Here is a 26,180-nt window from a genome sequence, read left to right on the forward strand (position 1 = left end):
GTAAAACATTGTCACGACTTGCTTTAATCAGTCTAATGCTTTGCGGCATTTTATTTGCTGCGGAAGAGCCATTAATAGAGTCACCTTACTTCAAACAGCTTACGCTCGAGCAAGGATTGAAGTCTCGATGGATCACAGCATTGCTTCAAGATAAGCACGGTTTCGTTTGGTTGGGTTCCACCAATGGCCTGCAGCGTTACGATGGCTATCAGTTTCACGACATCAAAGGCCCATCCCATATCTTGGAAGGCAATGAAGTGTATGATTTGATCCAGGACAGTCAAGGACTACTCTGGTTGGCAAATGAGCTGTCGGTCTTTCGAATAAACGTCGACTCACTGAATATTAATCAACTCGCCTTCGAAGGCGAGCAGTTTCAAAGTGGTGACATCAATCCCATCAGCCAAATAAAAGAAGATGACAAAGGAACGCTCTGGTTTGCCCGCTGGGATGGCATTTATTTTCTTCCCCGCGGTGAACAGGTCGCGAGAAAGTTCTATACGAATTTTAACCAGCTGACTCAGAGTGACGACGGTGTCGTCTCATTAGAAGTATTAGAGAACCATCTTTTAATTGGCACCACACGCGGCCTTTATTCATTAGATAGAAACAAGCTGCACCTGCAGCGACTGAGTTTTGCCATCGAAAACGAACGTAAATTCAACGATGCGTCTGTCAATGATATCGCTTTAATCGGTGATCATATCTGGCTCACCAGCAATAAAGGCGTATTTCGCTTATTAAAACAATCACTGTTGAGCGGCTCACCGCTTTCATTAACCCCACTCATTAAGCATAAAAGTTTCGCCATCGAAAAACTGGGAAACCAATTTTGGTTAGCAACGGCTAATGGTGTCTATCAGCTCACATCAAGTTCGAAACTGCAAAAAGTGATTAACCTGAACCAAGGGAATTTAATCAACAATAACAATTCAGCTTATGGGCTGATGCAAGATGCCGAAGGATATATATGGATAGCAACAGCAGGTAGCGGAATTTACCAATGGGATCCTCGCAGTCGAGAAGTGCACTTTTACTTGCGCCAAAATAAACATTCTTCCCGTTATGGCCAAGTGTCTAATATTTGGTCCTTTTACGAATCCGAAGATGCGCTCTGGGTTGGCACTGAAAATGGATTGATACGTTTTGATTCCGATTTAAATAAATACCAACATTTTCAACCCATTCCTGAACAATGGTTTTATACCGAACGCGCCATTTACGACATCATTCCTATGGCAAATCAACTTTGGTTGAGTACTTATTATGGGATCCGCGTTTTCGATATTAAAACAGAAAACGCATCGGATTTACCAGCCGAGCATCGTGCGCTCTCTGAGATGCTGAAGCGAATTTTATTTCAAGCCGTGTACAAAGACGACCAAGGAAATATTTGGATTGGTCATGACGATGGCCTACTGCTTTACCATCCACAACAGAAAAAATTCTCTGAATCGCCTTATCGGCTGGATAACGGTCAAACGTTTGAAGGCTCGGTGCTGTTAATTAAACAGGACCAATTGGGCGACCTTTGGGTTGCTGCCAATAATGGCGTCTATCGTGTCGATAAAGGTCGTCATCGGTTACAAAAGGTGTTTCAGCAAAAATTTAAACACGACCCCCATTTAACTGCCGCGGATATTTACCGCGAAAATGAACGATCGATTTGGCTGGCTTACAGCGGCGCCGGCGTTTATCACATCGATTGGAATGGCCAAACCAGTCAAATCGTGCGTCACTTGAGCAGTCGAAACGGTTTGAACGATATGACCATTTACAGTTTACGTCGCTATCAAGACCGACTGTGGATGAGCAGTCATGACGGACTGCTCAGTTATCACCTTTCAACTCAGTCAATCTCTCGCCTTTCCGCTTTCGATGGCGTTCTAGAGGAAGAGTTCAATCAAGGCGCGCACCTCCAATTGCAAAATGGCGATTTGATATTTGGTAGTGTTAACGGTTTCATGAAAATTTCACCTGACAAGTTTATTGAACCAAAACACGATCCTTTCCCAATTAAAATTAGCAAATTGCAGATTTTAAAACCCGGTTCAACCCCATCGTTTTTTATGCCAGTAATAGATAAATTAACGCTATCTAGCCAAGATCTTGGATTTAACTTGTTTGTTACCGAGCTTAATTTTTTTAGTCGTAACCAAACTCGCTACACTTATTGGCTGGATGGAAAACACAGCATTAAACCAGTCACTTTGGAAGAGAATCAAATTACATTGGCGGGCTTACCCCACGGACAATACCAACTGCATATTGTTTCTCAACACGGACAACAACGAGCAACACTTCTCCTTCCTATCGAAATCGAACCACCACTTTGGCTTTCCAATACCGCTCTATTTTCTTATATTTTATTCTCGATACTGTTGAGCTGGTTAGTTTACTCGTTGCGTGTCAATCATTTGCGCCATAAACGAAAAACTCAACGAGTATTACTCCAAAACCAGCAACGCCTTTCTCTCGCACTGTCCAGTAGTGGCAGTGGGATATGGGACTGGACACAAAAAAACAAACAACTCACCTATCGTCGTTTTGATCATCGACAGCAAGAAATCGACAATTCGTCGTTCGAACAACATTTGGTACGAATTCATCCAGAAGACCGCGAAATGTTCGAGAGCGCCTGGCAAACTTTTACCGAACAAAAAAATACGCAATTTGATTGTGTTTACCGTTGGCGGGATGACAACGGCGATTATCGATGGCTACACGAGCTGGGAGGCATGACCGAAACTCGGCCCAATGAAAAGCAAGCCACAGGTACGTTTACCGATATCAGCGATATCAAACAAAAAGAAGACGATGCGCTCCTCTACGCGCAAACCTATCACAGTACTTCCGATGCTGTTGCGATCACCGATCACCAACACAAAATCAAAACCGCTAATCCTGCTTTTTACCATCTCACCGGCCTTAGCCGAAATGAAATCTACAATCAAAATATCAATCGACTGCATACCAGTTACATGCCCGTTGATTTTTTCACTCAAGTAATCGCGACACTGGATGAGCAGCAGAGTTGGGAAGGTGAAAGCTGGTTACCGGCTCCCAAAGGGCAAACAAAACCGGTCATACTACGAGCCGGAAAAATTCAAGCTTCACCATCGGCATTTTCTCATTATTATTTCATTTGGTCTGATATCAGCGCACTCAAAGAAGCCGAGTACAAGCTACGCAAACTGGCAAACTACGATCCCCTTACACACTTACCCAACCGTTCGTTACTTAATGACCGCATCGAACACGCATTAGAACGAGCATCTCACCTTAAATTAAAACTAGCGATTATATTTTTAGATCTTGATCATTTTAAGTCCATCAATGATTCGCTAGGCCACGCAGCAGGCGATGAAATTTTGGTGGAAGTTGCGGTAAGAATTAAACATTGCTTACAACCAGAAGATACGGTTTCACGTATTGGTGGTGACGAGTTTGTGATACTCGTTGAAGATTACTCGGAAATGGAACAGATCAGCTTTTTATGCCAACGTATTCTCGAAATTTTAAGGCAACCATTTAAAATAACAAGTCAAAGTTTGACTATATCGCCAAGTATGGGGATCAGTTTGTTTCCAGAAGATGGACGAGATGTTTCCAGTTTATTAAAGCATGCCGACGTCGCTATGTATCATGCAAAAGCGGCGGGAAGAAATCACTTTCAATATTTTACAGAACAAATGAATTTGCTCGCACGTGAGCAACTACAACTGGAGCAAGATCTACGTAATGCAATACAGCAAGAAGAATTTTACCCCGTCTTTCAACCGCGCTTTCGAACCAGAGATCGTCAACTTACTGGTTTTGAAGTGCTGCTACGCTGGCGAAAATCTTCAGGACAGCATGTGGAACCGTCTCGGTTTATTCCTGTAGCAGAAAAACTTAATCTCATACTGCCGATTACTGAATGGCTATTACAATCGGTTTGTCAGTTTTTAGAAACACACGAACAACTATTAGCGCCTTACGAATTTGCTATAAACCTTTCTGCCAATCATTTTTTAAATTATGACCTAGCAGGGGTAATCAAAGAGTGCTTACGAAAGCACGCTATCAATTATCGAAAAATAGAATTAGAAATTACCGAAGGCACATTAATGAAAAATCGAGATCGTACTCAAGAAATATTACAGCAGTTAAAGCAACTGGGTACAAAAATCGCGATAGATGATTTTGGCACTGGCTATTCTTCACTGAGTTACTTGAAAGATTTCGAAATCGATCGACTCAAAATCGACAAGTCATTTATTTTTGGTATTGGCCAAGATAACAATAGCGAAGCCATTGTCGATACAATCATTCAATTGGCAGCGAACTTAAATCTCGAAGTGGTTGCAGAAGGTATCGAGACCGAAGCTCAACTCACCTTTCTAACGGATCGACAATGCCACTTTGTCCAAGGCTATCTACTCTCTAAACCGATCACGGAGCAAGCGTTACTTCAGTATATTTCTCAACATCAAGCTCAACTTCGCTAACATTGTAAAACTCTCGAAGCAATTTTTCGCGTGGATTTTTAAATCACTTTTAAGTTATGACCATTTAGCAAGAGAATGGCACACCGTCTTAGCATGAATAGAAACTTATGAGCATTAATTCAACACTTCACTTTCCAGTGTTACTTTGTCTCGTCCAGATTCCTTCGAGTAATACAAAGCCTGGTCGGCTCGTTTAAACATCTTATGAAAATTATCACCGCGACGATATTCGGATACACCAAGTGAGATTGAAACCGACTCTGAAGGACATTGTGTATTTTCAAATTGCAACGTTTTTATTTTTTGCCTTAGCTTTTCAGCAACCATTTGGCCATTGGCAATAGGTGTTTTAGGCAATAAAATTAAAAACTCTTCTCCACCAAAGCGCGAAACGACATCGGATGCGCGAACAGAACTTTTTAACACTCCCGCTACCGCTGTAAGCACTTCATCACCCGTATCATGACCGTATTGATCATTAAATAACTTAAAGTGGTCAATATCCACAACAATGCAGGTAATCGGCAATGTATTTTTAAAATCCGCAACCAGCCTTTTATATTCTGTTTCCAACCCTTCTCGATTCAGTAGCTTTGTAAGTGGATCCGTTTGAGCTTTCACTTTTTCCTGACTGATCTGTTGGCGTAAATCATCCAGCTGTAGATAGGCGTCTTTGAGTTTGGATTCAAGCAATTGCGACTTGCTATGCATGGAGTCTGTTTCTTTAATTAAATTAGTCAACACATCTTTAACAATTAAGTCCGATGGTTTATCACCTAATATTTTTTTATTATCCGTAAGCAAAAGCCCATAATCACTTAGCTCCTTGGCCGTTTTCGAAATAGACGAATTTGCTTTTTCTATGATCGCTCTAAACCCTTCATCACGATTAAACTCAGGAATTAATTTTGACAATAAAAACTTTTTAAAAAAATCTCGAAATATTTCGTCATTGACACCTCCATTTTGAAGAACTTGATCCATTTCTTCTTTCAGCAATTCGTGGCTGTCATTCACGTAACAATAAGCAACAACATAGTTAATCGGTGATGCAGCGAGTCGCTGATCTCTCAACCAGGCCAGCGTACTTCTGGATTTCATGCCAACAGTTTTAAGTTGTTGCTCCATAGATAAAACTCAACCAACGATTCATTGTTCCAGGTGAGCAGTGAGTGACACATAGCTCAATCGAGATAAGTAATGCTCTAACCCAATTAACGACTCAGTACGATATTAGACAATTGAATAATCACATTACGAGATAAACTCGAAATGTTTTTCGACAAGCTCAGTATAGTCAAGAAAAGAATAGAAAGTGAAGTTCAAGACGGTCAACCAATTCATCGTTGCATAATGAATTGGTTGACATAAATCATCACTCATTAATTAACACATCAAAACTGCCGTAAATTAAACGCTTGCCGTCCAAAGGCATAGGGTTCTTTTCCGGATCACACTGAGGATCTTTCATGACCTTTGCCCAACCGTCTTCCTGGATCTGCTTAGAAGGCCACCATATCCAGGAAAAGACTACGGTCTCATCACTTTTACACTTGACTGCCATAGGAAATGACGTGACTTCACCATCTGGAACCTTATCGCCCCAACATTCCACTACTTTTTCAGCACCGTATTTTTTAAATACCGCCGCCATTTGCTCCGCATAATTTTTATATTTTTCCCGATTTTCAGTAGGAACGGCACAGACAAAGCCATCGACGTAACTCATAGTAAACTCCATTAATGTGTCAGAAAAGAATCAACTTTTTACAGAAACGCGTTCCTGTGGTTGATACCCAATATTGTTTTCACTCTGTAATTCACGCACCGGTCGAATCTCAATACTGCCATAACGAGCGGGCGGAATTTTGCTGGCCGCTTGAATGGCTTCATTCAAGCATCGTGCAACGCTTCTTTTGCTAAATTCATATCGCCGAGTAAACGAATGAGTGTTGCGTAAATCCGTCGATACTCATTTCGATAAACTTGATTGATTATTTGTTTTACGAACGAAACATCGTCGCTCATCACATCTATCCAGAAAAAGCTGAAAATTATCAAGAACAATTTTTAGCGCATACGCAACAACTGCAGCCAACGCCAAATATTAACCAGAGACAACAAGGCACCCGCAACATAAGTCAGTGCAGCTGCCAACAAAATTTTCCGGGCAACTTTTAGTTCGCCGTCTGAAAGATAATTCCCTTGCTCGAGAATGGGTAACGCCCGTTTAAAGCTAGCATCCCACTCTACCGGCAAAGTAACCAGATGGACAATGACCGAAAGAAACATACTGCCTACAGCAATCAGCAAAATTACCGCACCAACCGCCGGTGAGCGAGATAGTAACGCCAACACAGGCAACACCAAATAAGCAACGCTGCCCACACGCTCTGCCTGAATGGCCAGCTTCGCTAGTTGCGTGCGTATGTTTAGTAATTTATAACCGTGATGGTGCTGCAAGGCATGACCGACTTCGTGCGTTGCTACTGCGACTGCACTGAGCGAGCGGCCGTTCAAATGTTGTTCTCCGAGCCGAACCGTTTTCGACTCAGGATCATAATGATCGCCCTGATCGGTTACTTCCAACGTCACCGGCAATTGAAAACGTTCAATTAAATGCTTCGCTAGCTCACCGCCGGTACCAGGAAGTGTAGGATAGTTTATCGAGTATTTTTTCAGAGTATGCTTTACCCACCATCCTGGTAAAACGAGCACACCGAGAAATACTAAAATCGCAATGAGATAAATCATAAAATAAAACGCCCGGGAGTCGCTGCGCTATTCCCGGGTTTTAAAAACATTCAACATACTGAAAAGAATTAGCGTGCTCTGCTTTGATCACGGATCGCTCGAAACTCCGTGCCCTGATACCAGTTAGGCCAGTCGTTCGACTGCGCTAACAATAATCCGGTTTCAAAAAATACCTGAATTTCGGCAATCGCACTTTCTATGCTCCAAAGCTCACTAAATTCGTCGCAAGGCTGGTGGTAACATTTGCTTTTTAACGCACCGACTTGCTCCGCAATTTTTGCGTGCGTTTCGTTTAATGGCTCACTGCCGCCGCCGGCATAAATGGCAGGCACCCCTTTTTTCGCCAGACTGAAATGGTCGGATCGATAAAAACCGCCACGCTCCGGTTTCGCTTCGGCTTTCAACTCACGATTTTGTCGCTTAGCTGCTTCGCCTAAATACTCCTGTAATTCTGACTTGTTAAAACCGATCACGGTAAAGTCTTTTTTAAGTCCGGCCACATTTAAGCTGTCCATATTCACCACGCCCACCGTTTTTTCCAGTGGATACACCGGATTGTCAGCATAGTACTTTGATCCTAACAAACCTTGCTCTTCCGCAGCGACTGCAATAAAGGTTACTGATCGCTCTGGTTTCTCAGTCAACTTTTGGAAAGCCTCAGCCAGCAACAATAACGCTGAAGTACCGGTTGCATTATCAAGTGCACCATTGTAAATATTGTCGCCCTCTTTTTCAGGGTGCGTGCCAAGATGATCCCAGTGCGCCATATAAATGATGTGCTCATCGGGTCGTTTTGTACCCGGAATGGTTGCCAGAATGTTGTTGGACTTAGAACGCTTAATATGATTGGCCACTGCTACATTAGCATTTAACTTTAACGATTGCGCTTTAAACCCTTTCTTTTTTGCCTGTTCTTTCAATTGATCAAAATCGAGACTCGCTTTTTTCAATATTTCGCGCGTTTTCGGTTCAGACAACCACATTTCAACGTCCACTACCGGCGCACTGTTTTTATTTTTAGGTAAGTGAAATTGTGGCCCAGACCAACTGCTTTCAACGACATTCCAACCGTAACTTGCCGGTGCCGTTTCGTGAACAATGATCGCTGCCGCTGCACCTTGTCGAGCTGCCTCTTCGTATTTGTAAGTCCAGCGTCCGTAATAGGTCATTGCCTTGCCAGTAAACAGCTCAGGATCTTCCGTTGCGTATCCTGGATCGTTCACCAATATCATCACCGTTTTCCCTTTAACGTCCATCGCAGCGTAATCGTTCCAGCCAAATTCGGGGGCAACAATGCCATAACCAACAAACACCACTTCAGAGTCCTTAACCGTAATGTTTTCTTTCAACTGACTGGAATTGGAAACAAAGTCTTTTAAGTAGGTGAACTCAACATCTCCAATACTCAGATTGCGGGTTGGTTTTGACTCGATGGAAACCAGTGGTACTTGTTGTGTAAACAGATTGCCATTGCCTGGCTTTAAGCCTAACTTTTTAAAGTGTGTTACCATATAATCGATGGTTTTCTTTTCGCCTTCAGAATCCGGCGCTCGACCTCCAAAATCATCGGATGATAATGTTTTTACATGTTGTGTAAAGACATCTTTATCGAAGCTTTCATAAACCTGTTCGAAGTTGGATTTGGCTGCTACGCTGACACTGCTCACGAGCAACGATGTTAATAGAAACTTTTTCAATGCAGTCCTCCCAAAGTATTTCAAATGCTATGTCATTAAATTATTGTGATGTATGTCAACGCTTATTGATAAATGAGCATTTTATTGTTGCAACCAGACTTCCTTCACCCATTGCCATACCGAATCCCAACCATTCTCATCGATTTCACCATCGTGCCAGTAAACAACCGATCCGTCTTGTTCGACACAATAATAGCAGCCTTCTTTTTCACAAAGTGGAATTAAGTGTCTGGGCACTCCAATATCCCACGCTGAAAAGGCCACATCGGGTAAATAGGTATTTAAGTGGTCATCGGTTACCGTAACCGGCTCAATATGGCCATAAACCACATCGCTCACGGTCAGTAAAAACTCTTTAAATTCAATCGGAAGAGAAATTAGAATTTCTTCTTCAATTTCCACCAGCCGATCCAAATCTGGCAACTCGACACTGCCATAACGATCTTCATTCAATCGTCTGAGTTCTTCAATCAACTCGTTCATAAACCAGACTCATACCAAAACGCTTCGCCATCGAAGTGCATTCATTTAATGTGTTACTTAACCGTTATCGTGATTTTTTCTGAAACGACAGCGGGTTTATGAGGTCTGTGCAAGTGGTCGCCTAAAATTAATTGCAGAGTATGCTCACCGGGTTCCAAAGTTAATGTGACTTCGGTTTGTCCACCACCGAAGTGTTTTACATCACTGCCCAATGGTTGATCGAATGGCGGTATTTTATCAGCATCAATTAATAAATGATGATGACCGGTATTTTTCATTTCAATGCCCGCAGGCGCTACCCCCATTCCCGTTAAACCAAATTGAACAGTAAAAGTTTTAGGAACCACTGCGCCATCTTTTGGAGAAACAATGTATGCTCTCGCATTTTCAGGGGCTGTGGTCGGTTCCATCGCTTGTGCTGAAAATGCACCAATAAGTGCAGTAATGGTAAGGATGATTTTTCTCATTAGATTTTCCTTTATGCGTCGTAAGTTTAAATGTTAATTCGTAGTGGATGAAACACTCACGGAAGACTGGATCGTATCGACTAAACTTTTAACTTGCAATCGAAGTTTTTGCAATGCTTGATGTTTCCCTTGACATTGAAACAACCGACACCAAGTTGCAATTTCATGACATTGCCAAATTCGAGCTACAAGTCCTTGCAACGCCTCATGATCAGAATTGGACAAACCCAATCCGACCCGCAGTAATCGATCCAAAGATAAAATAACATCTTCTAAGTGACATTGCCCTTCTACAAACCGTATCCAACTGTTTAAATCTTGGCTTTCAAATGGAGTCGTAGGCGCACATCGCCACAATTGTACGATTATTTCAGCAGATAAACTTTGAAAATACAAAGGAAGCAACATTTCGGTTTGAGGAAAAAAGCGATGCAATAACGGCTCCCAATTTACGGATCGTGTGATTGGCCGAGCCATTAATAAACTGTGACAGCCTGAAGCTTTATCTTTTTTTACTCCCAACCGTAAGGGGCGATAACCGTTTTGAATCCAGAAAGGCACCAAATCTTCCGAAGCAGCAAAGCAGGTACTGAGATAATCCAGTCGTTGTGCTTTTGCAAATTGCTCAATTTGACCAAGCATCTCGCGACCCAAATGTTGACGACGCACGTCGGCCATCACCGCAATGCGTTGTATTCGCCAGCCACTTAATGTGACGAATTCTGGCTCTCCAAGGTGGTAAGCCAGTTGTTGCGGTGTTAACTGCCCCCGTAAACGGCGTTTTCCTGCTGCAATTTCATGACCTAACTCAATAGAGATTCGTCCTTCGGAAAAAACAACACTTGCGCCAATCACACGTTGTTGATGTTTTGCTATCAATAAAAATCGACCGGGATGATCCATTAATTGTCGCAAATCGTCCGGTGTGGTTTGATAATGTGAGTCGACTAACAGTGAGAAAGTTTGCTCTAATATCGGCTCGGGAATGGACTGACGTGGCAATATCCACTGCCATTTAAGCTCATCAGCCTTAAGTTCCGTTGCATGACTTTGTATTTCAGCACTTGGTTTTAAATCGGCAGCTCCGAGAATCAACCGGTCGCGAACCCAGTCTTCTAATGGATCACCTATATTCCAGCGTATTGGCTGAGATAAATGCAACGACTTCCATTGTGGCATTATCTGTTTTAACCAAGGTAAGAATCGGATCGCAAATCCGCGGCCGCTGCCTTCATAACCATGTAAAGTTGTCGAAAAAACAAGGCGATTATGCAGCAGGGTCAATCGCTTTAAAATCGACGCAGGAATAGCCGCCGCTTCATCGAGTAAAATTCCGGACACCGTCAATTTTCCGGATTCTAATTGCTCAAGTAGTTGATCCGGTGGTAAAAATTGAAAGCGACTTTCGCGATCCCCCAAAACCCTTTGACTAAACCAATAAAAAACCTGACTCACTGCAGTCTCATGGTGCGATGTGATCACAAAGCTTTTGTCGGTTTCATTTATTAATTGGGCAATGGCCATCCCCAGTGCTGAACTTTTACCCCGTCCGCGATCCGCGGTGAGAACCAGAGGACGTTTGGCATGCCCGGTAAAGACCTGTTGGATTGCCACAATGGCATTCCATTGCTCGTTAAAACTCGATTCGTTTTGGCTTACAACAAAATCCGAATTGACAGAATAACCCCTGCCATAAAATTCACCAGATGCCCAATTCAACACGCTGCAATACTGTTCGCAATTTTGTAACAGTCGCTGCATAAAATAGCTGTCACCTTCAACTGTATCACCGAACAATCGAAGAGTTTCTCGATTATCTTGTTGTACCGACTCCTGAGTTGAAGGTAAAACGACCATCAATAAGCCTCCCGCTTTCACCGTTCCAGCGGCGGCTGCAAGCAAATTCGCACGTAAACCAGCACGCGCATCAATCACAACCATAGACCATTCATTGCCCAACAATTGTTGGTAGTATTCCGGTGCTAAGGTTGTCAGTTTGGAACAGGTATCTTTTGACACCAACAGCGCGTTATTGAGCTCATCCATTTTCAACACTTGAAGGATAAGTGAATAGGTAGGTGTAGACTGAAACTCAAATAAAGTTTCCGTTTCATAGATAATAACAGGCCAACGATGACGAGCCTGCTTAAGCAATGGCAACTGCTTGCGCAGGTCGTTTTTGAATTCCACTGCTATATTTTTATTATTCATGTGTTCTGTGACTCATATAACTGTTTTTTGTATTGTGAGTTGCGGATGGCAGAGCGTACAATCGGCGCCTTTGAAAAAGGACAGATATACGTTAAACAGGCCCTAAAATGAGTTTACCGCAAATTACCATGAACGACGAATTGACAATCACTGAGGTCAACGCCAAGGATTTGGATGAGTTAGCCGCCATGTTCAATGAATATCGGCAATTTTATAAGCAACCATCGGATGAAGCTGCCGGTAGAGCCTTTCTAAAACAGCGATTGGAAAACAAACAATCTGTCGCTTTTATTGCCAGTTTGGGTGGGCAAGCCGCAGGCTTTATTCATCTGTACCCAGGGTATTCATCGGTGCATTTAAAGCCGATCTGGACCATGAACGATTTATACGTGCGATCCTTTGCTCGACGCAAAGGTGTCGGCTTTGCTTTGTTGGATAAAGCCAAAGCCATGGCGATTGAGAGTGGAGCAATATTAATCAAGTTATCGACTGAGCAGCGAAACATTGCGGCACAGCAAGTGTATATGTCGAAGGGTTATCGCCGCGATCAGTCTTTTTATCATTACACCCTACCACTTACAAAAATTAACGACACGAAGTGATAAGCTCTAAGCTAAAGAATGCGAAGAGAAGTACTATAAGGCTAAAAATATCTTAAACTCAGTGCTTATCGTTTAATGCTTCAAACTTGATTCCTTAATCAAAGGCTTTCTTTATGCCCCGTAAAGCTTGTCGGATTCGTTGCTCATTTTCGATCAAGGCAAAGCGAACATAAGGGTCACCGTATTCTCCGAATCCAATCCCCGGAGAAACCGCCACTTTCGCTTCCTGCAATAGCCATTTAGAGAACTCCAACGATCCCATATCCCGATACTTTTCAGGAATGGGTGCCCATACAAACATGGTCGCTTTTGGAGGTTCAACCGGCCACCCCAGTCGGTTAAGTCCTTCGCAAAGTACGTCGCGCCGTTGGCGATAGCGTTCTCGAATTTCAACAACGCAATCCTGCGGCCCTTCCAATGCTGCAATTCCTGCGACTTGCAACGGTGTGAAAATGCCATAGTCAAGATAAGATTTGAGCCTTGCTAATGCATGGATCAACGTCGAATTACCGCAACAAAAACCCAATCGCCAACCCGGCATATTGTAGCTTTTCGATAACGAATAGAACTCCACCGCCACTTGCTTCGCTCCTTCGACCTGCAAAATAGAAGGTGCCTGATAACCGTCAAAAACAATATCGGAATAAGCGAGATCTTGAACCACCCAAATTTTGTGTTCGCGCGCAATGTCTACCACACGTTCAAAAAACGGAATATCGACCACATCGGTACTGGGGTTAGCCGGAAAATTCAATAGCAACATTTTCGGCTTCGGCCAGGTCATGCGCAGCGTTTTTTCAACGCCAGCAAAAAACTCATCGTAGCTGGTTAGAGGCACATGCAAAATGTCAGCACCGGCGATGACGAAACCATAAGGATGAATGGGGTACGCCGGATTTGGTACAATCACCGAATCGCCACGTTCCATTGTTGCTAATGCCAGGTGCGCCAAGCCTTCTTTTGAGCCTATGGTAACAATGGCTTCCGTTTCAGGATCCAGCTGGACATCATAGTTGCGTTGATACCAATTACAGATGGCTTGGCGTAATCGTGGAATACCACGCGACTGCGAGTAGCGGTGAGTCCGAGGATCGCGTGCCGCTTCAATCATTTTATCGACAATGTGCTGCGGTGTCGGCTGATCGGGATTACCCATACTCAGATCGATGATATCTTCACCACGGGCACGTGCCGCCTGTTTTAACTCCCCAATGACATTAAAAACATAGGGAGGCAAACGTTTAATACGACTGAATTCTTGAACCATGATGTTTTCCTGTTGTATCGGAATGAAAACTCCGACTTATACTTATCTCGAGTTTGGTTAAATCATTGAGCAAAGTATATTAATTAAAAACCATCTTATATGCAGCCACGATGAAATAGCTTTTTGTTACTAGAAGTCCACATATTCCTGCATTGTCAATCATCATTAACATTCAGTCTCGGTTCAGTTTATTTTGCTTACTATAAGCGATAACACGGAAATAACGAGGAAATACCCATGAAATCGAAGGTATTACTATTAACAACTGTCGTGAGCTTTACTCTGAGTAGCATCAGCTTGGAAGCCCGTGATCAAGGTGATCGAGAATCCAAGGTGAGGCAGTCGGTCTCACAGTCTCATAGCAATAAGAACCATCGCTCAACAGTGCGTTCAAGCCGCCATTCTGAGCACCGCAGCTCCAATCGTAGCGCTCATCGCAGTCAATACCGCAGTGGATCGCGAGACTTTAAACCCGCATTATTTACAAACGATGAAAAACCGTCGAAGAACAATCGCCGCGAAACCAACCAAACGCGCGACCGTGAAGTGAAGCACTCAAACGACTCAAAATACCGTAGTCACCAGCGCAATGAACGCCGTGAAGTCACACGCCACAACAATTCCGGTAAACATCGCATTCATACCGAACACCGACGTGAATGGAAAAAAGACAAACAACGCCATATGGTAGAGCGCTATAAACATTACGACAAACACAGTCATAAATGGCATCGCAGTCGCATTGGTCATTGGCGTGAACGTTATCGTCATAGCCATCATTACCGGCACTATCACCGTCATGGCTATTACTATCGCCCGTACCGCAGTCACTACATAACGCTGCATCACCACTATCCGGTATGGGTTTATGATTACTACTACGACTATCTGGACGAGCACTATCATGATCATCATTGCCCACATTGGCACTTTCGACTGGACTGGGAAGATGTTGCCTTTGGCGTAATAGTGGGTGCACTAATATTTGATTAATTGCGAGTGCATGAACCACCACCTGATTTAACCCCAACCCCTGGCTGCTGCAGTTTGATTCTTAACGAATCAAAGCAGCCTTTTTTACCCGTTCGCGGCCTCCCTCTCCACCAAGGCAGTAACAACCAAGACGACCCTTGAGGGTAGGCCGCACCTAAACTTCCAATTCAGGTGCAAGGAACAAAGTACTGAGAGCGAAGTTACTTCCATGAATAAACAGTACCACTGACCTTAAAATACATATCGTCCAGCAATACCCGCGCAACATCCGTATTTAAGTAAGGAATCGAGACATGATGTTGATTCATATCGAGTCCGGCAATATCTACGGCGACTTTAGCCATTCCATTGCGGCGATCAAAAGGCGACTGCTTTAACATCAGCGATTGGATCTTATTGATAGGGATTGCGGTTTGATGCTTCACTAACCAGCCCGACTCAAAAACAATCGCATTGGTACTGCACCCATAACGCATGTTTGCAACGCGCTTGCGTGCAAGAAAAATTATGAATGGAATAAAACTCAATAGCCACAATGCATACCAGGAGACTTCAAAATAAGCCAAAGCAATAACCAATAATAAAAACGACGTTTGCACTCGGGTAATACGCTTCCAGGCTCGAAATTCTACGGCGAACCATTGTTGTACGTTTCGATCCAAATCTGGCTGAATGCTTTCAATAAATGCTTCTGTATTGTCATCATTAATTATGGGGGCGATCCAGCGCAAGTTTTTTCCACCCTGTTGATCGGCAATCCCCCCTGCGGTTGCAACCCTTACCGCTGCACGCGAAAAGTATCGGTGTAAAATATTACGAGTGATAGAAACCTGCTGTATTCGTTGCCGTGGCACTGTAGGATTAAACTGAGTGAACAATCCATAATGCGCAACCAGTTTATCGCCCGATTGTTGTAAGTGAAATCCGTAAAACGTAATCACATAATACAAAATAGAAAGCAATCGAATAAACAGAATAAACGTCAGTAACCCTAACGGTATCATCAATAACCAACCCAGAGGCTGTGATAAATCCAACGACACATTACCAAACCAGGTTTCAATTTGAGCTTCAATGTAATCGCCAAAGCGTTCCAACAGCCCTGTCTGTCCCATTACGCCAAAAAAAACAGCAACAATTAGCATCCCTTTATTAGAAATTATTCCTGCCTTTACCAGTTCTGAAAGTGGGATATTCAACAAAGTATCCACTTCATCGGTCGACTCTGTTTTTGGATCAGAGTTACCTGTGGGTACGTCGGCCTTTGCCTGCAACACCCGAGTTCGGATCTCTTCAACTGCCGAAAGCGATACTACCCGCATCACAGCTTCGGGTTTACCACCACTGGCAGACTCGAGTTCCAACTGTGCTACACCAAATAATCGATGCAATGGATTGCGGATCAGGTTCAGGTTTTGAATCCGTTGATATTTCACATGACGTACATTTTTCACCAGTACGCCTTCTCGAATTTCAATCTCGTTCTCTTTCAATTGATAGCGATAAACCCAGTATTGCAAAATCGCAAAAACAATGCCGGGTATAACAAAAATTGCGCCGATCGTTTCGTAATTTTTGCCGCCACCAGCAAACAGCGCAATCAATAAAGGTAAAAAGAAATGCTTGATAAACTCGATAATGATAAACAACCAGGAAATCGGATGCAGACGAATGCCTTCGGTCATAATCCTAGCCCCCCTTCTCACACTGCATCGTATTCATCTTGAACCAGCAACTCGTCACGAATGGCAACCGCCTGTTCATACGCCAAGCCCAAAACGGTCACCGACGCATTCATGGTACCGGCCGTATGAAGTACCAGCGAGGCGATGTCGTATTTTCGTTGCAGAGGGCCTTGTGTAACATCAATGTGCTGAACTCGACTGCGAGGCACCGCATATTGTTTTCGCCACCAAATCCCAGTGAAAAAATGCATCCCTTGTTCATCAAAACGCCAACGACTGTGCTGAAATTTTTTCGCTGGATGAATGACTATCATAAAAGTTCCCAAAATCACCATGACCAACAAATAACCGAGAATAAACCACCAGGAAGGAAAACGATACTGACTGATTGAAATTGCGATAATGGCGATGGCTGACAATAAAAAGATAATGCCTAACCCAATAACCGCACTCACTTTAAAGTATTCTAATGCACCAGGTGCTAACGGTTGGTTATTATTCATCTTAAACCTGTTATTTTCCAAAAGCTTTGAATATCAGTCTGCAAACATTATAAAAACTTACCCTATCGAAAGATTTTCGATAGGGTATTCACAATTGATGGCTATAACGATTATCCGATTGGCGAACCCGGTGGTAATGGCAAAGGCTTGGTGACTTGACTGCTATTATCCTGCTGTTCAATTTGCTGTTGCAACACAAGATAATAGCCGTACTTTTTGTTTTCTTTGCGAGTACGCCCCAGTTCGCGCTTTAACCAAGTTTTTAAACGCTCCAGTTGTGAAAGTGTTGCTGACTTGGCTTCTATTGGCAATCGGTTTGACGCAGACACATGAACCAGTTGATGCACATAAGCACTGAAAACTCGCATAGCAATTTGCAGTTCAATATTTTTCGAATCCAATTGCTCAATCAAGAATTGCGTAACACGTGACAATACTTCCTCGGCAGAGAAGTTGCCTTGAACTTCTTGTTGCGCCAGTCGAGTTAACCGCTCCGGATTCAGTAACAAAGATAAGGTGTGGTGCGCACTGCTTTCTGCCGCCGAAAGTGGATCAAATGAGAGTCCTGTATATCCATTAAAGCTTTCACGAGTGCGTTGGTAGCCATAGGCTTTGGGTGGAATCAGATGAACAATTCTGTAATCGATCTTTAAAAATTGAGTTGAAAGCGTCGTTAATAACGTCTCTAACGCTTTTTTCTGTTTTTCTAACTCAACAACTTCTTGAATAAATGAATCTTCGCCTTTAATTGCGTACTGGTAATGACGACCTGCGATCAGCTTAACCACCGCTTCCACTTGATAACGATGCAAATTGTAGATAGGTACCAAAACCTCCTCAATTTGCGAATATGGCGTTCCATCAGCAATCACCTGCTCAGAAAATTGATCTAATGCCACGGCACGCACTTTAATTAATCGATCTAATTCCGCACTCGCATCGCTACCGTTATCCCATAAATGAGCGCTATGATGTAATCCACCTTGCGGACGGGCATCGGGATCGCTGATAAACTGCAATCCTTTTGCTTTTGATTCAGCAATAATAGCGCTCAATTCTTCAGCTTCATTACCTAAAAAATCACCATAACCGTATTTAATCACTTGCTTGTCCCATTCACCAATTCCGCTGGCATAAGCTTCTTGCAAGGATAGATTACCCTTTTCATCAAGCGTAATTTTAGGATGTGGATAATCCATTACCGATGCGCGGTTATTAACACTGGAAGCAAAGTTATGCGCTATTCCCAACGTATGACCTATTTCGTGTGCTGACAATTGTTTAATTCGCGCTAACGCCATAGCCTGCTGCCGGTGTTGCTGTATTTCGTTTTCAAAAGGAGCAGTGAGCCCTTGTGCAATCAGCAAATCTTGTCGAACCCGTAACGATCCCAGTGTGACATGTCCTTTAATAATTTCACCGTTTCGTGGATCCGTTATCGCAGCACCGTAAGACCAACCGCGAGTTGAACGATGCACCCACTGTATGACGTTGTAACGCACGTCCATAGGGTCAATGTGTTCCGGTAAAATTTTCACCTGGAACGCATTTTTATAGCCCGCTGCTTCAAACGCTTCATTCCACCATCGCGCACCTTCGAGTAAAGCACTAAGTACTGGTTCAGGTACACCATTATCAACATAGTAAACAATCGGCTCCACCGCTTCACTCATAGCCGCCTGTGGATCTTTTTTCTGTAAACGATGCCGTGGAATAAAGCGACGGGTCATGGGTTCAGTTAATGCACTGGCATAATCCTGATACTGTTCCGCCCAAAAACCAGAAAATGGGTGGTACGCTCGTTTCTTGTATCCATCATCGGGTAGTGCAACCAACGAAACACGTTGCCTTAAGGTAAAACGGTCATCCGCAATCATAACCGACTTTAAAAATTCACCCGCTCCACTTCCAGTAAAAGTGAGTATGGATTGCAATTCCGTATTGTCCGGAAAAGCCTTTATTAATTGTCTATCCAGCGACGAAAGTTCATGACTCAGTTGAAAATTGCCTTGTTGTTTTTGCTTAAGACGCTCAACAACACCCATGTGGTCCTGCAACAGAAAAGGAGTCGCATCGACTAAAACAGTTGCGCCTGATTCCGCAACAACATTCAAGGCGGCCAACACCGACTCTGCGAATGCTTCTTTTACCGAGCGCTTTTCGGCAATATTTTTAGAGTCGGCACGGTAATCTGTATTGAGCTGCACCAGTAAAACTTTTCCTGCCGCTCTCCGAAACTCCACCAGTCGCGAGCCTCCTTGTAGCCCTCGATCGAGCCCAATATCATTAGAGCCTAACCCGTAAGGCAAACTGGTCAACAAAATAAAAGGCTTTTCCAGTTTTGCATTAAGAAATACTTTTCCCTGCTTTTGATCGTAGTAAATATCAATAAAACCCGGTTGGTGTTGAAGGCTTTTGGTAAAGTTACTCACCGAAGGAAGTGACCAGAGTGGTAAACAACAGCAGATCAATAACAGAACAAACAGTTTTTTCATTTTATTGTCTCTTATTTCGTATTTTTCAATTTTTATTTGTAAGATATTTGAACATTATGACTAGATACAAAAATACTTTAACTTTAGTCAGCAGCGGCTAATAACATGGATGCCACAGCCAAGAAAAGGTTCACGACGATTTTCTGAGCAACATTCTTGAGCTTCAAAAGAAAGACACCTACGTCATGAAACTTATTTAAATAAATACCATTTATTTCGCAGACGACTGATAAGCATAAGCAAAGTAAATACTGTTCACGAACAACTTACTGCTTCCCCACCAAAAAGCTCTAAAATTTAAATTATCCGCAAAATAAATGATTCCACCTTGGCCTTCGCGCACAGCGACAACCGCCGGAGTACCGGCTAAAGCTTGACGGTTTTCCAATGACGTATACCCAGAGATTAATGGCTCATCCGAATAACGCGCCACCACGGCAAAAGGATTGTTTTCTACCCGATAAACATCACTGCCTCGTCGAAATACCGGTAACTCCTGAGTTCCCAAGCCGAATGCCAATGGATGGCTAGAATCAATCAAAGTGTTGAAAATCGCTCCACCAATCATTTTTTTCGCTAAATAATCGTCACGCTCGGCGAAGCTCATCGACAAGGTTAGCATTTCTTCTTTCTTATCTAGTTTCAATGGCGACCAGTTTTGTTTTTCCAGCCAATGCCCTGCTGTTCGATTAACAATTAACTGACCACCGGATTTGATCCAGTGATGAATTTTAGCGTTGAGTTTTTCATTAAACTCATAATCGCCCGAAACCAAAATCAAATGCGTGTATTGATGCAAAGGCAAATCTGCTAATTGTTGTTGCATCACTTTAACCAAAGGCAGTTCAAGCCGCTGATCAAATAAGTGCCAGATTTCGCCAGCATCGTAAGCTGAAACGCCTTCACCAATCACCAGCAGTGCTTTGGGTTCAGTCAGATTCTTAATTTCCGGACTGCCCCAATCAATACCGCGTTTCGCCAGTCCTGAAGTGATTTGTGTTACCTTGACCGAGTTATCCTTTAACGCATCGCCAATACGATAAGCAATGTCTTCACGGCTTAAGCTTTGATGATCTAACGGTAACAATACGCTTCCCGTCTCGAGCGTCGCTTTCCCTTTAGTCGACTCCATCTGACTGGCTTTTGTGACAACTGATAGCCGAAGGTTCTGGCGCAACAATCGCGAAATCACTTTCGCAGCATCGAAATCTCGCCAGTCAAAAGCGACAGCAATGGCTTTCTCATCCAACACAAAAGCAGCTTGATGTTCCTCAAACATTCCGGGTTTGCCAAGCATACGCGATGAAAAGTCACCGGAATCGAGTGCGGAAAACTGCAAATGAAACGATAGTGCCAATGTCCAGCTCGACACATCATAAAAGGTGTTGTCTTTAAATTCGGTTTGCGTTTCAAATAATGTTCGGATCAATCGAAACTGCGGTTGCCCCATTGGCACAACAAAGGCTTCGCCTTGTACATATTGGTGATTGTTGAGCTTTACATCGCGAGCTAGCTGATAAAAGCGGATTTGATGTTGAGATAAGATTCGATTGAACTCTTGTAACCGTTTGCGATCACCCCGTGCATGATACACATAACCTTTTATCCTGTGACCTTTTGCTTCGTCTTGAGCCGATTGATAAAACCACTTTTGATATTGCATCAATTCTTTTTTATAGGTTTGTACCGCCTTTAACGTCGAAAAGGATGTTGTTAACTGATTACGAATGGCGAAAGGGAACGTTAGCGTTCCGTTCACAGTATCTTGCGCGTGACCACGCACGCTCGCCTGTTCAAACAAAATCCCAATGGAACCATTTAAATCCGGATAAGTAGAACCTTTGCCGTAATAAAAATCATCGAAATCTTCTTTGGTAAAATAGCGACTGCCAATGGCATCCAGCGCCTTACCGTGAAACTCAGCAATACGCGCTGTTAAATCGACATTGTCGGTGGGTGTTAACGGGTTTTGTCGGCTGGGAACACCTGGTTGGAAAAAATAAGTACTGTTACTACTCATTTCATGGAAATCCGTCAGAACCAGAGGTTTCCACTGATGAAAGTATTTAAGCCTTGCTTGCGATTCCGGATGCTGTACCAAAAGCCAGTCCCGATTAAGATCAAACCAATAGTGATTGGTTCTGCCTTTCGGCCAATCTTCCTGATGTTCTGCATCATTCGGATCGGTAGTCATTATCGATGATTTTCGCGAATTAACCCAATTGGCAAAACGTGACAAACCATCAGGATTCAGCATGGGATCGAGCAAAACCACAGCATCTTTTAAGAAAGTATTTACCGCTTCACCTTGTGCAGCCGCCAGATAATAAGCTAATAAAATAGCCGCATTCGTTCCGCTGGCTTCGTTACCATGAACACTGTAGCCCATCCAAACCACCGCAGGATCCTGTTCTGTACGATTAGCAAAATCCAGCTGTCGTTTTCGAACCTCTCCCAAACGCGCAATATTTTCTGAACTGGAAAAAGAAACCAGTAACAAAGGCCTTTGCTCCCAACTGCGCCCCATTTCTTCCACCCATACGCGTTTGGAAGCGGCCGCTAAAGCGTACATATACTCTGCAACCTGTTCCGGCCGCACATGCCACTCTCCCGGAGCATAGCCTAATACCGATTCAGGAGTTGGAACATCGGGATCAAATTTTGGGTTTGCTTCGAATGTGATCTCACCCGCAAAGTAAGCGTCGAGCGAAGTTTCGCTCGTTGCAGTGGCCCAATTAACAACCAGCATCAGACTGAAAATTAAAAATCGCTTCATGACTCAGTGATAAATAATCGATTCTAAATAGGCAGTGTAACTGGATCTTATAGCAAAATCTTATGATAAATGCAGTTTATCGCCATAACCCTATGAATTATGAGGACTATTCTGGCCTAGTAAACACGAAATAATCCAATCGGTGCTTTAGAAAAGGAAAGCAGATCTGTTAAAATCAAAGCAGTTTTCCACTCAACCAGTAATCTCATGATCGAAATCACAGCTTCAGCACAAGAGCACTTCCGCAAATTACTCAGTCAGCAAGACGACCCTGATGTTAACATTCGTGTATTTGTGGTAAATCCCGGCACACCTCACGCGGAATGCGGCGTTTCTTATTGCCCGAAAGATGCTGTCGAAGAAAGCGATGTGGAATATCCCTTCGAAGGCTTTTCCGCTTTCGTCGATCAAGAATCAGAGCCTTATTTGGATGAAGCCTTGATCGACTACCAAACCGATAAAATGGGTGGCCAACTTACGCTTAAAGCGCCGAACGCAAAAGTGCGCAAGGTAGCCGATGATGCACCGGTAGCGGAGCGGTTAACCTACTTGTTGGAATCGGAAATCAATCCACAACTGGCCAATCATGGAGGTCGTGTCAATCTGGTGGAGTTTACCGAAGAAGGGTACGCTATTTTGCAATTCGGTGGAGGTTGTCAGGGCTGTGGTATGGTCGACGTAACCTTAAAAGAAGGCATCGAAAAAACCTTACTGGAGCGCATTCCGGAATGCAAAGGCGTACGCGATGTTACCGAGCATGCCGAGGGCGAAAATCCTTATTATTAGTTGCTAGTTGCTAGTTGCTAGTTGCTAGTTGCTAGTTGCTAGTTGCTAAAAAGAATAAGCGCTTATTTCTTTTTCAATACATCTTTTAGTGCAGCTTCCAGTTGCGAAAACTCAAACTCAAACCCGGCGCGAGACAATCGTGTCGGAACCACATTTTGTCCGGTCAATAAAAGATCGGCCATCTCTCCCATCGCAAGTTTTAACGCAAACGCGGGTACGTTCATAAATGCTGGGCGACGCAAAACCGACGCCAAGGTTTCGGTAAAAGTACGATTAGTGACAGCGCCGGGCGCTGTAAAATTAAATACCCCAGATAATTCGTGGTGTTGGAGCAAAAACACAATACCACGTACCATATCGCGTAAATGAATCCAGCTCATGAACTGCTCTCCATTACCAATTCGCCCTCCCAAACCCAATTTAAACGGCAACTTCATTTTCTCCAAAACCCCCCCTTTAGGAGCCACCACCAACCCAGTACGAATAATACAAACTCGGCACATCGATTCGGCTTCCAGTGCCGCCTGTTCCCAGTCATGACACAATCGATGGGAGAACTCATCATTAGGTTCGGCATTTTCTTCCAGCGGCGCTTCATCCTGACGACCGTAATAGCCAACGGCAGAACCGGAAATTAACAAATCGGGCGTTTGCTTCAAGCTCGACATCCATTGCACAAGTTCGGTTGTTAACTCTACTCGAGAGGCCATTAACAAACGTTTACGTGCTGCAGTCCAACGTTTATCGACAATTGGCTCACCCGCCAAGTTAATCACTGCATCAGGCATAAAGTCTTGTGCTTGCTCGAAGCTTTCCACTAAAGAAATGGATTTGGGTAACCGCTGCGCTGCTTTTTCAGCATTACGCGTTAATCCAGAAACGACGTTTCCGTTTGCCACCAGCTCGCGCGCGAGTGCACCGCCGATTAATCCACTAACCCCGGTTATAAATATATTCATCATTCTTTTCGTCCAATGTTTTTTCCACTTGAATATAAACGCCAATAAAGCAATGCGAAATACGCAGGTAACGCAACCAAGACGGATGCAAGCATCCATAGTGCGCCACCATAAAACAGCCACTGCCACTCTAAAGAAGAAGCAACATACACAAACAGAACACCAACGAAGAACAACCCAGTTCCTAGTTGCATTTGTAGCAAACGTTTTCGTGGTCGAGTTGCAAACTGGTGCCACTTACCAAACAATTTAGACCATCGTCTTTTCACTTTTTATTGGTACTCGTTTGTTGCATTTGAAAACGCAAGGTTGCTGATAATCCCGTTGCGATGCGCTTATAATCATGAATAAATTCTTCATTGAGATATCGACCACTGAATGCCATATCGGCGTATAAGAATGCGCGAACTTTGTCGGCATAACGAAGCGAATGCAACAAAAAAAATTCGACGGCATTGTCTCGCTGTATAGCATCCGGCATTTGTTGCCAAATACCTCGATGTTTTTGGCGACTAAAAATCAGAAACGCAGGGCGGTCTAGAAACTTTTGCCATATTTTACATTGTGCCAAATCCACTCGTAGTACCGGTACCGGCTGAGTATTATCTTTGACCAACATGAGCAATGATTTGCAACTGCGTCTGTCTTTACCAATCGCAATAAATGATACCCTTTCCAATGGCGAATGTTGAATAAGCACATTCAATGTTTGCTGTACCGCATGTTGAACCGATTGAAAGCTATCTCCATGTTCCAATAGCTTTCGATAAAAAGTTCGTACGGCTTTGATCTGCTCACCACTGTATTCTGCAATGATTTTAGCGGAAGTGGTTCGAGTACTCGTCACTGTTGCTTGAGTACCTTTAGTTGACTTCTGCTTCTCAACATTCGACTTTGATTCGACAGTACCCTTTAACTCTGACCGACTCTTGCTTCGCGACTTCTTTGCTAAAAACTCCGCATAAGGCGCTTTCGATGGCAAATTTATTAATGCTGAACCGGGTAAAAACTTCGGAAAAACAACCCCAGTAGCAAAAAGTTTCCGACAAGCATCAATCACCTGTCGAATAATGTCACTTTCTTTATGATGACAATGAATGGCAGCGACATTAATCCATCGGCCCCAAGCATTAACCAACCATGGAGAACACATCGCTTGAGCGATGCGATTGCTTACCAGAGGCAAAACTTCTGGCGCGCCGATATGGAGTCGAAAGGCACGACTGCAATCTTCAAGCAGTAAATTGTCTTGACGCTGCAACCGAATCGCGATAAGCAGTTCTTTAGCTACCGACGAAAGAGAAAAATGAGCCAGTCGACCATTCAAATGGGGTAAATGAAACACCTCAGCAATGTTTGTCTGCATCTCGCTATAACGAAAGCCGAACAGTGTTTCGCTGACCATTTCCCAATTAAATGGCCGACGGTAAAACATCCGCCTTAATTGCCAGCTTTTTCGAGGTTGTAACCAATACATTAACCATTCGGTAACACGAGCAAAAAGTGCAACCGTTTGACTCTCTTTGGAATTGCCTCCTTTTAACCGACTGAGATTAGTCGCGATTAAAGAAGCCAGATAACTTTCCAATACAACTTGACGAAAGTTCTCATCCGATTCACCAGTATCTGCCGTTAAGTTTTCTACCATGGGTTTAATGGCATCAACGCCACAAACACTTAACGCGTGGTCTAACCCTGTTACTTCGCCACTGCGTCCAGCTTGCTTTGCTCCGGCCAAACGCTGAGCATAGAGGCAAAAAACTGGATCGTACTGAGCCAGTTTAATAATATCCCCTGCCGCTGAATCCGGTTGGGCAAGTAATGACTTTATCCGCACGAGGTCGCAACTCACCGGAAGTTGATATTCCAGTAAACGATTGCTCAAGGCTTCAATTGAATAGGATTGCTGTTGCGACATAATGCGTTATCATTGGGACTATGAAACTGCTTTCGTTTACTTATTAGTTATCAAACGGTCGTTATCCAACTATAGCCAATGTCGAGCAATCTGC

The 26,180-nt window shown here is 43.5% G+C and carries 21 protein-coding genes; 4 read left to right on the top strand and 17 right to left on the bottom strand.

What is annotated here, in order from left to right:
* The first annotated feature begins 8 nt into the window (after nucleotides 1-8).
* Entirely contained in the window at nucleotides 9-4,490 is a 4,482-nt protein-coding gene (locus tag ACTUJY_RS00910) for an EAL domain-containing protein (RefSeq protein ID WP_463614149.1), read from the top strand.
* A 114-nt stretch (nucleotides 4,491-4,604) separates the two neighbouring features.
* On the opposite strand, the gene ACTUJY_RS00915 is transcribed toward ACTUJY_RS00910, so the two are convergent.
* The 9 genes from ACTUJY_RS00915 to ACTUJY_RS00955 form a co-directional block, all read right to left on the bottom strand.
* Nucleotides 4,605-5,618, bottom strand: coding sequence for a GGDEF domain-containing protein (locus ACTUJY_RS00915; RefSeq protein WP_463614150.1), 1,014 nt, complete (start codon nucleotides 5,616-5,618; stop codon nucleotides 4,605-4,607).
* A 247-nt stretch (nucleotides 5,619-5,865) separates the two neighbouring features.
* Nucleotides 5,866-6,219 (bottom strand): DUF1428 domain-containing protein, encoded by a 354-nt coding sequence (locus tag ACTUJY_RS00920; RefSeq protein WP_463614151.1) that lies wholly within the window; start codon nucleotides 6,217-6,219, stop codon nucleotides 5,866-5,868.
* Nucleotides 6,220-6,249: 30 nt separating this feature from the next.
* Nucleotides 6,250-6,387, bottom strand: a complete 138-nt coding sequence (locus tag ACTUJY_RS00925; RefSeq protein ID WP_463614152.1) for a hypothetical protein — start codon at nucleotides 6,385-6,387, stop codon at nucleotides 6,250-6,252.
* Nucleotides 6,384-6,518, bottom strand: a complete 135-nt coding sequence (locus ACTUJY_RS00930; RefSeq protein ID WP_463614153.1) for a hypothetical protein — start codon at nucleotides 6,516-6,518, stop codon at nucleotides 6,384-6,386. The genes ACTUJY_RS00925 and ACTUJY_RS00930 overlap by 4 nt, the downstream gene beginning before the upstream one ends.
* Before the next feature lie 42 nt (nucleotides 6,519-6,560).
* Entirely contained in the window at nucleotides 6,561-7,244 is a 684-nt protein-coding gene (locus ACTUJY_RS00935) for a zinc metallopeptidase (protein WP_463614154.1), read from the bottom strand.
* Between the two features lie 68 nt (nucleotides 7,245-7,312).
* Nucleotides 7,313-8,941, bottom strand: a complete 1,629-nt coding sequence (locus ACTUJY_RS00940; RefSeq protein WP_463614155.1) for a M28 family metallopeptidase — start codon at nucleotides 8,939-8,941, stop codon at nucleotides 7,313-7,315.
* Nucleotides 8,942-9,022: 81 nt separating this feature from the next.
* Nucleotides 9,023-9,424 (bottom strand): SMI1/KNR4 family protein, encoded by a 402-nt coding sequence (locus ACTUJY_RS00945; RefSeq protein ID WP_463614156.1) that lies wholly within the window; start codon nucleotides 9,422-9,424, stop codon nucleotides 9,023-9,025.
* 53 nt (nucleotides 9,425-9,477) lie between these two features.
* The gene (locus ACTUJY_RS00950) at nucleotides 9,478-9,891 is read right to left on the bottom strand and encodes a DUF4399 domain-containing protein (protein WP_463614157.1); all 414 of its coding nucleotides are present in this window, start codon (nucleotides 9,889-9,891) and stop codon (nucleotides 9,478-9,480) included.
* Between the two features lie 33 nt (nucleotides 9,892-9,924).
* On the bottom strand, nucleotides 9,925-12,102 hold the full coding sequence (locus ACTUJY_RS00955) for a GNAT family N-acetyltransferase (protein ID WP_463614158.1): 2,178 nt from the start codon (nucleotides 12,100-12,102) through the stop codon (nucleotides 9,925-9,927).
* Nucleotides 12,103-12,209: 107 nt separating this feature from the next.
* Between ACTUJY_RS00955 and ACTUJY_RS00960 the strand changes: the two genes are divergently transcribed.
* Complete coding sequence (locus ACTUJY_RS00960) at nucleotides 12,210-12,704, top strand: GNAT family N-acetyltransferase (RefSeq protein WP_463614159.1); 495 nt, start codon at nucleotides 12,210-12,212, stop codon at nucleotides 12,702-12,704.
* Nucleotides 12,705-12,798: 94 nt separating this feature from the next.
* Here the strand turns inward: ACTUJY_RS00960 and alaC are convergent, their stop codons facing one another.
* A complete protein-coding gene (gene alaC, locus ACTUJY_RS00965; protein WP_463614160.1) occupies nucleotides 12,799-13,971 on the bottom strand; it encodes an alanine transaminase in 1,173 nt (390 codons plus the stop codon).
* Nucleotides 13,972-14,208: 237 nt separating this feature from the next.
* On the opposite strand from alaC, the gene ACTUJY_RS00970 reads away from it, so the two are divergent.
* Entirely contained in the window at nucleotides 14,209-14,964 is a 756-nt protein-coding gene (locus ACTUJY_RS00970) for a hypothetical protein (protein ID WP_463614161.1), read from the top strand.
* Nucleotides 14,965-15,164: 200 nt separating this feature from the next.
* Here ACTUJY_RS00970 and ACTUJY_RS00975 read toward each other — a convergent pair whose 3' ends face one another.
* The 4 genes from ACTUJY_RS00975 to ACTUJY_RS00990 all read right to left on the bottom strand — a co-directional run bounded on the left by ACTUJY_RS00975 (nucleotide 15,165) and on the right by ACTUJY_RS00990 (nucleotide 22,423).
* Nucleotides 15,165-16,649, bottom strand: coding sequence for a PH domain-containing protein (locus ACTUJY_RS00975; RefSeq protein WP_463614162.1), 1,485 nt, complete (start codon nucleotides 16,647-16,649; stop codon nucleotides 15,165-15,167).
* 17 nt (nucleotides 16,650-16,666) lie between these two features.
* Nucleotides 16,667-17,152, bottom strand: coding sequence for a PH domain-containing protein (locus tag ACTUJY_RS00980; protein ID WP_463614163.1), 486 nt, complete (start codon nucleotides 17,150-17,152; stop codon nucleotides 16,667-16,669).
* Between the two features lie 110 nt (nucleotides 17,153-17,262).
* Complete coding sequence (locus ACTUJY_RS00985; protein WP_463614164.1) at nucleotides 17,263-19,647, bottom strand: zinc-dependent metalloprotease; 2,385 nt, start codon at nucleotides 19,645-19,647, stop codon at nucleotides 17,263-17,265.
* Nucleotides 19,648-19,858: 211 nt separating this feature from the next.
* Complete coding sequence (locus ACTUJY_RS00990; protein ID WP_463614165.1) at nucleotides 19,859-22,423, bottom strand: M14 family metallopeptidase; 2,565 nt, start codon at nucleotides 22,421-22,423, stop codon at nucleotides 19,859-19,861.
* A 207-nt stretch (nucleotides 22,424-22,630) separates the two neighbouring features.
* On the opposite strand from ACTUJY_RS00990, the gene nfuA reads away from it, so the two are divergent.
* Nucleotides 22,631-23,209, top strand: a complete 579-nt coding sequence (gene nfuA / locus ACTUJY_RS00995; RefSeq protein WP_463614166.1) for a Fe-S biogenesis protein NfuA — start codon at nucleotides 22,631-22,633, stop codon at nucleotides 23,207-23,209.
* A gap of 62 nt (nucleotides 23,210-23,271) precedes the next feature.
* Here nfuA and ACTUJY_RS01000 read toward each other — a convergent pair whose 3' ends face one another.
* Genes ACTUJY_RS01000 through ACTUJY_RS01010 form a run of 3 tightly spaced genes read right to left on the bottom strand, consistent with a single transcriptional unit; the run spans nucleotide 23,272 to nucleotide 26,086 of the window.
* Nucleotides 23,272-24,171, bottom strand: a complete 900-nt coding sequence (locus ACTUJY_RS01000; RefSeq protein ID WP_463614167.1) for a TIGR01777 family oxidoreductase — start codon at nucleotides 24,169-24,171, stop codon at nucleotides 23,272-23,274.
* A complete protein-coding gene (locus tag ACTUJY_RS01005) occupies nucleotides 24,168-24,437 on the bottom strand; it encodes a hypothetical protein (RefSeq protein WP_463614168.1) in 270 nt (89 codons plus the stop codon). Before ACTUJY_RS01005 ends, ACTUJY_RS01000 begins: the two co-directional genes overlap by 4 nt.
* Nucleotides 24,434-26,086 (bottom strand): HDOD domain-containing protein, encoded by a 1,653-nt coding sequence (locus ACTUJY_RS01010; RefSeq protein ID WP_463614169.1) that lies wholly within the window; start codon nucleotides 26,084-26,086, stop codon nucleotides 24,434-24,436. Before ACTUJY_RS01010 ends, ACTUJY_RS01005 begins: the two co-directional genes overlap by 4 nt.
* Nucleotides 26,087-26,180: the final 94 nt, after the last annotated feature.

The organism is Pleionea sp. WD8-19, from assembly GCF_055326765.1.